The sequence below is a fragment of the Streptomyces sp. genome, from assembly GCF_031181555.1.
GTDB lineage: Bacteria > Actinomycetota > Actinomycetes > Streptomycetales > Streptomycetaceae > Streptomyces > Streptomyces fimbriatus.
On sequence record NZ_JAPSKQ010000100.1, the window covers coordinates 1 to 5,799 of the forward strand.

Consider the following 5,799-nt stretch of genomic DNA (forward strand, 5'->3'; position numbering starts at 1 on the left):
TCCTCGGTGCTTTCCAGGTTCCCGCTTCCGCGTTTCCCTTTCCGGCGCTTCCGACTCTAGCAGATCCTTTCGGACCCGACTCCCCGTCAGAAGGGGCTGTCTTCCCGGCCGTTGGGCCGTTCCGACGAGTGAGACTTTAGCGGATTCCCGGCTCCCGAGCTAATCGGGGGCCTGCGCCCTTTCGAACGCGGATTCCTCATTTCGCGAATACGCATGCCAATGACACGACGGCAGACAGACGACTGTCGTCGAGTAATGGTGGTGGTGCGGAATGGCTGTCCGGGGACCGACCGGAGTCGGCGCTCACGTCGGACAACTCGGAGAACACTACGGATCCGGCCGGGCTGTGTCAACTCTCGGCCTCATCCCGCCCCGGGGGGCTACGCTGGCCCGTATGACGACGCGTACGTACCGCCAGTTCTGGTGGGCCGCCTGACGGCGGCCGTCCTTACGTATGCACCCTACGGCCGCCGCCTCGGCGGCCGTTCTTGTTTCTCCTCCGGAGCTCCGAGGGGCGGCCGACCGGGACGGCGGCCTCGACCAGGAGACGGAGAAGAGATGACACGGGTCTTCAGTGGGGTCAAGCCGACCGGGCACCTGACGCTGGGGAACTACCTGGGGGCCATGCGGCAGTGGGCCACCGTCGACCAGCACCGGGCGGAAGCGCTGTTCTGCATCGTCGATCTGCACGCGCTGACCGTGGACCACGACCCCGCGCGGGTGCGCAGGCTGAGCCGGCAGGCGGCGACGTTGTTGCTGGCGGCCGGGCTGGATCCGCGGCTGTGCACGGTGTTCGTGCAGAGCCACGTGGACGAGCACGCGCGACTGTCGTACCTGCTCGAGTGCGTGGCCACGGACGGCGAGATGCGGCGGATGATCCAGTACAAGGAGAAGGCCGCGCGGGAGCAGCGGCGGGGCGGGAGCGTGCGGCTGTCGCTGCTGACGTATCCGGTGCTGATGGCGGCGGACATCCTGGCGTACCGGGCCGACGAGGTGCCGGTCGGGGACGACCAGGTGCAGCACGTGGAGCTGACGCGGGATCTCGCGGTGCGGTTCAACCAGCGGTACGGGCACACGTTCGTGGTGCCGCGGGCCACGCGTCCGAAGGTGGCGGCGCGGGTGATGAACCTGCAGGACCCGACGGCGAAGATGGGCAAGAGCGACGACACGGGGCCGGGGATCGTCTATCTGCTGGACGAGCCGGACGTGGTGCGGAAGAAGGTCATGCGGGCGGTGACCGACAGCGGCCGGGACGTCGTGTACGACCGGGAGTCGCGGCCGGGGGTGGCCAATCTGCTGGAGATCCTCGCGGCGTGCTCGGGTGGGAACCCGGCGGCGTTGGGCGGTGTATACGAGTCGTACGGCGCTTTGAAGAAGGACACCGCGGAGGCCGTGGTCGAGGTCTTGAGACCCGTGCAGGAGAGGCACAAGGAGTTGTGCGCGGATCCTGGCTATGTGGAGGGGGTGCTGCGGGACGGTGCGGAGCGGGCGCGGGCCATGTCCCGGCCGACCGTGGATGCGGCCTACCGGGCGATCGGGTTGTTGCCGGCGGGTGTGGACGGCGGGGCCCTGGGCTGAGCGCGGCCCGGTGGGCGCTGGGCCGGTGGCGGAGGCGCGTCGCGGTGTGTCGGTGCGACGCGCTCCCGCTGCCGGGGCCGGCCCCGTGGCAGTAAATCCTCGATCACTGACCTTCGTGCCTCTGGGACGCGGGGCGGCGGGACGCCACGATCAGGGGCATGGACATCGCAGAGATCGCCGACAACGCGGCGCTGGTGGTCGTCGACGTGCAGAAGGGTTTCGAGGACCTCGCCTTCTGGGGGCAGCGGAACAATCCCGGAGCGGACGACAACATCGCCTCGCTCATCGACGCGTGGCAGGCGTCGGGCCGACCGGTCGTGTTCGTGCGGCACGACTCGGTCGAGCCGGAGTCGCCGTTGCGGCCGGGGCAGGAGGGCAACGGGTTCAAGGAGTACGTGGAGGCGCGGCGCGGGAAGGGGGGCGCGGGGGCGGAGCTGCTGGTGACGAAGAGCGTGAACTCGGCGTTCTACGGTTCGCCCGATCTCGACGCCTGGCTGAAGGGCGCGGGGATCTCCCAGATCGTGCTGACCGGGATCCAGACCAACATGTGCGTGGAGACGACGGCCCGGATGGGCGGGAACCTGGGGTACGACGTGGTGGTGGCGTACGACGCGACGTACACCTTCGACGTGGAGGGGCCGTTCGGCTGGTGGCGCAGTGCGGACGAGCTGGCGCAGGCGTCGGCGGTGTCCCTGCACGGGGACGGCTTCGCGCGTGTGGTGACCACGAAGGAGGTGCTGGACGCGGTGGTGTGACCGCCCCCGGGCGGGCCGGTTCCGTCAGTCCTTGGTGCCGGTGGCCAGTTCGCGGCTGCGGTCGCGGGCGGCTTCCAGGGCGGCGATGAGGGCCGCTCGTACGCCGTGGTTCTCGAGTTCGCGGATGGCGTTGATGGTGGTGCCGGCGGGGGAGGTGACGTTCTCGCGGAGCTTCACCGGGTGCTCGCCGCTGTCGCGGAGCATGGTGGCGGCGCCGATCGCGGACTGGACGATCAGGTCGTGGGCCTTGTCGCGGGGCAGGCCGAGGAGGATGCCGGCGTCGGTCATGGCTTCGACCAGGTAGAAGAAGTACGCCGGGCCGGAGCCGGAGAGGGCGGTGCAGGCGTCCTGCTGGGATTCGGGGACGCGGAGGGTCTTGCCGACGGCGCCGAAGATCTCCTCGGCGTGGGCGAGGTGGTCGGCGGTGGCGTGGCTGCCGGCGGAGATGACCGACATGGCCTCGTCGACGAGGGCGGGGGTGTTGGTCATGACGCGGACCACGGGGGTGCCGGCGGCGAGGCGGTCCTCGAAGAAGGCGGTCGGGATGCCGGCGGCGCCGCTGATGACCAGGCGGTCGGCGGGGACGTGCGGGGCGAGTTCGTCGAGGAGGGCGCCCATGTCCTGCGGTTTGACCGTGAGGATCAGGGTGTCGGCGGTCTTGGCGGCTTCCTGGTTGGAGACCGGGGTGACTCCGTAGCGGGTGCGGAGTTCTTCGGCTCGTTCCTGGCGGCGGGCGGTGACCAGGAGGTCGGCGGGGGCCCAGCCGGCGCGGATCATTCCGCTGAGCAGGGCTTCGCCGATCTTGCCGGTGCCGAGGACTGCGACTTTCTGGGTCATGGCTGGGGATGCCCTCCGGGGTGTGCGTCGTCCTGGCTCATCCTCGCACTCGGGGGCGTGGGGGCGGGGTCGTGTCCGGTGGGCGGGACGGGGTGGGGAGCGGTCACGCCGTCCTGCGTCGCAGGGTGGCGGCGCCGAGGCCGAGGACGAGCAGGGCGCAGCCGGCGACGACCAGGACGTCGCGGACGAAGGCGGCGGTCATGTCGGTGTGCTTGAGGACCTCGTTCATGCCGTCCACGGCATAGGACATGGGGAGGACGTCGGAGACGGCCTCGAGGACCGGGTGCATGGCGTCGCGCGGGGTGAAGAGGCCGCAGAGGAGGAGCTGGGGGAAGATCACCGCCGGCATGAACTGGACCGCCTGGAACTCCGAGGCCGCGAAGGCCGAGACGAACAGGCCGAGGGCGGTGCCGAGGAGGGCGTCGAGCAGGGCCACCAGGAGGAGCAGCCAGGGACTGCCGGTGACGTCGAGGCCCAGGAACCAGACGGCGAGGCCCGTGGCGAGGGCCGACTGGATGATCGCGAGGGTGCCGAAGGCGAGGGCGTAACCGGCGATCAGGTCGCCTTTGCCGAGGGGCATGGCGAGGAGGCGTTCGAGGGTGCCGGAGGTGCGCTCGCGCAGGGTGGCGATCGAGGTGACGAGGAACATCGTGATCAGGGGGAAGATCCCCAGGAGCGAGGCGCCGATGGTGTCGAAGGTGCGCGGGCTGCCGTCGAAGACGTAGCGGAGCAGCAACAGCATCAGACAGGGGACGAGCAGCATCAGCGCGACGGTGCGCGGGTCGTGGCGGAGCTGGCGCAGGACCCGGGCCGCGGTGGCGGTGGTGCGGGAGAGGTTCAGGGCGCCGGTCGGGGCCGGGCGGGTGGTGCTCATCGGGTGGTCTCCTTCGTACGGCCTGCCGCGATCGCCGCGTCCACCAGGTGCAGGAAGGCCGCCTCGACGGTCTCGGAGCCGGTGCGGGTGCGGAGGGCGTCGGGGGTGTCGTCGGCGAGGATCTCGCCCTCGCGCATGAGCAGGAGGCGGTGGCAGCGCTCGGCCTCGTCCATGACGTGGGAAGAGATCAGCAGGGTGGCGCCGCGTTCGGCGACGAGGGTGTGGAAGAGCTGCCAGAGGTCGCGGCGCAGGACCGGGTCGAGGCCGACCGTGGGTTCGTCGAGGACCAGGAGTTCGGGGGTGCCGAGGAGGGCCACGGCGAGGGAGACGCGGCTGCGCTGGCCGCCGGAGAGGTTGCCGGCGAGGGCGTCGGCGTGGGAGGTGAGGTCGACGTCGGCGAGGACGCGCTCCACCTCGTGGCGGCGGTCGGCGGCGGCGCGGCCGGGGTGGAGGATCGCGGCGAAGTAGTCGAGGTTCTGGCGGACGGTCAGGTCGTCGTAGACCGAGGGCGCCTGGGTGACGTATCCGATGCGGGTGCGCAGGGTGGGGTGGCCGGCGATGGGGGTCCCCCCTGCTCGAGCGGAGCCGGGAGCTTGGGGGAGGCCGAGGACGTCCAGGGTGCCGGTGACCTTGGCCTGGGTGCCGACGATGGCGCGCATCAGGGTCGACTTGCCGCAGCCGGACGGGCCGAGGAGGCCGGTGACCTGACCGCGCGGGACGGTGAAGTCGAGGCCGCGCAGGACCGTGCGGGAGCCTCGGACGACGGTGAGGTCCCGGGCGCGCACCGCCGGAGCGGCGTCGTCCCGCCCCCGGCCCCGTCCCTCGTCGCCGTGCGGGGTGCCCGGGCGCGGCGGCCCGGAAGAGTAATTCATCATGTGATGAATAATCCTCCCGGGCACGGGTGGCGTCAAGCCGCCGAAGGGACCGTCGCGAGGAGGAGGACGACGTCGTACGTCTCCTCGACGGTCCCGTCCGGGAAAACGGCCAGGAGGTGCTGTCGCTCCTCGGCGAGGAAGGCGGCGGTGCGCTCCTCCCCCTGGGTCAGGAAGACCGAGTGGCTGCCGAGGTTGGCCAGGTGCGTGTCGAGCGGGACACGACGGGCCCAGCGGATCTTGCGGTGGACGAAGCCGAGGCGGTCCGTGGGGTCGGCGACGCGGGCGTTGATGTTCCGCTTCTCGGCGGAGAGGTTCGATCCGAAGTGCCGGTCGACGCGTTCGGCCGCCTGAGCGATCCACGGCACGTCGAGCGCGTCGGTGTTCCACCACAGGGCGAGTGCGCCGCCCGGACGCAGGACGCGCAGCGCCTCCGGGACGGCCCGGGCGGGGTCGGTCCAGTGCCAGGCCTGGGCGTAGGTGAGGAGGTCGAGGGAGCCGTCGGCGAGGGGCAGGTCGTTGCCGTTTCCGCGGACGATCGGGAGGTCCGGGTGGAGGTGGCGGAACTGCGCCGCCATGCCGTCCCCGGGTTCCACGGCGAGTACGTCGGCGCCCCGGGCGTGCAGGAGCGCGGTCGCGATACCGGTCCCGGCACCGATGTCGGCGACGCGGGAGCCGGCGAGGGGGCGGCCGGCGAGGTCCTCGACGACGTCGAAGAGGGCGGGCGGGTAGGAGGGGCGGTGGGCGGCGTACTGGGCCGCGGCGGCGTTGAAGGAGTGGGCGCGGGCGGAGTGGTCGAGTGGGGTGACGGATCCGGCGGCGGGCGGCTCGAACGCTTCGGTGGGCATACGGCCATGGTGGCCGTGGGGGCGGCGCTGCGGGG

6 protein-coding genes are annotated in these 5,799 nt (G+C 71.5%); 2 read left to right on the forward strand and 4 right to left on the reverse strand.

Features of this window, described 5'->3' with window-relative positions:
* Window positions 1-558 precede the first annotated feature (558 nt).
* Together trpS and RIM90_RS20020 are read left to right on the forward strand one after the other, a co-directional pair.
* Entirely contained in the window at window positions 559-1,578 is a 1,020-nt protein-coding gene (gene trpS, locus RIM90_RS20015) for a tryptophan--tRNA ligase (protein ID WP_309062104.1), read from the forward strand.
* 158 nt (window positions 1,579-1,736) lie between these two features.
* Window positions 1,737-2,333, forward strand: coding sequence for a cysteine hydrolase family protein (locus tag RIM90_RS20020; RefSeq protein WP_309062105.1), 597 nt, complete (start codon window positions 1,737-1,739; stop codon window positions 2,331-2,333).
* A 24-nt stretch (window positions 2,334-2,357) separates the two neighbouring features.
* On the opposite strand, the gene proC is transcribed toward RIM90_RS20020, so the two are convergent.
* The 4 genes from proC to RIM90_RS20040 form a co-directional block, all read right to left on the reverse strand.
* Window positions 2,358-3,170, reverse strand: a complete 813-nt coding sequence (gene proC / locus RIM90_RS20025; protein WP_309062106.1) for a pyrroline-5-carboxylate reductase — start codon at window positions 3,168-3,170, stop codon at window positions 2,358-2,360.
* Window positions 3,171-3,273: 103 nt separating this feature from the next.
* Entirely contained in the window at window positions 3,274-4,044 is a 771-nt protein-coding gene (locus tag RIM90_RS20030; protein ID WP_309062107.1) for an ABC transporter permease, read from the reverse strand.
* Window positions 4,041-4,919 (reverse strand): ABC transporter ATP-binding protein, encoded by an 879-nt coding sequence (locus tag RIM90_RS20035; protein ID WP_309062108.1) that lies wholly within the window; start codon window positions 4,917-4,919, stop codon window positions 4,041-4,043. The genes RIM90_RS20030 and RIM90_RS20035 overlap by 4 nt, the downstream gene beginning before the upstream one ends.
* 32 nt (window positions 4,920-4,951) lie before the next feature.
* Complete coding sequence (locus tag RIM90_RS20040; protein WP_309062109.1) at window positions 4,952-5,764, reverse strand: class I SAM-dependent methyltransferase; 813 nt, start codon at window positions 5,762-5,764, stop codon at window positions 4,952-4,954.
* Between the last annotated feature and the right edge of the window lie 35 nt (window positions 5,765-5,799).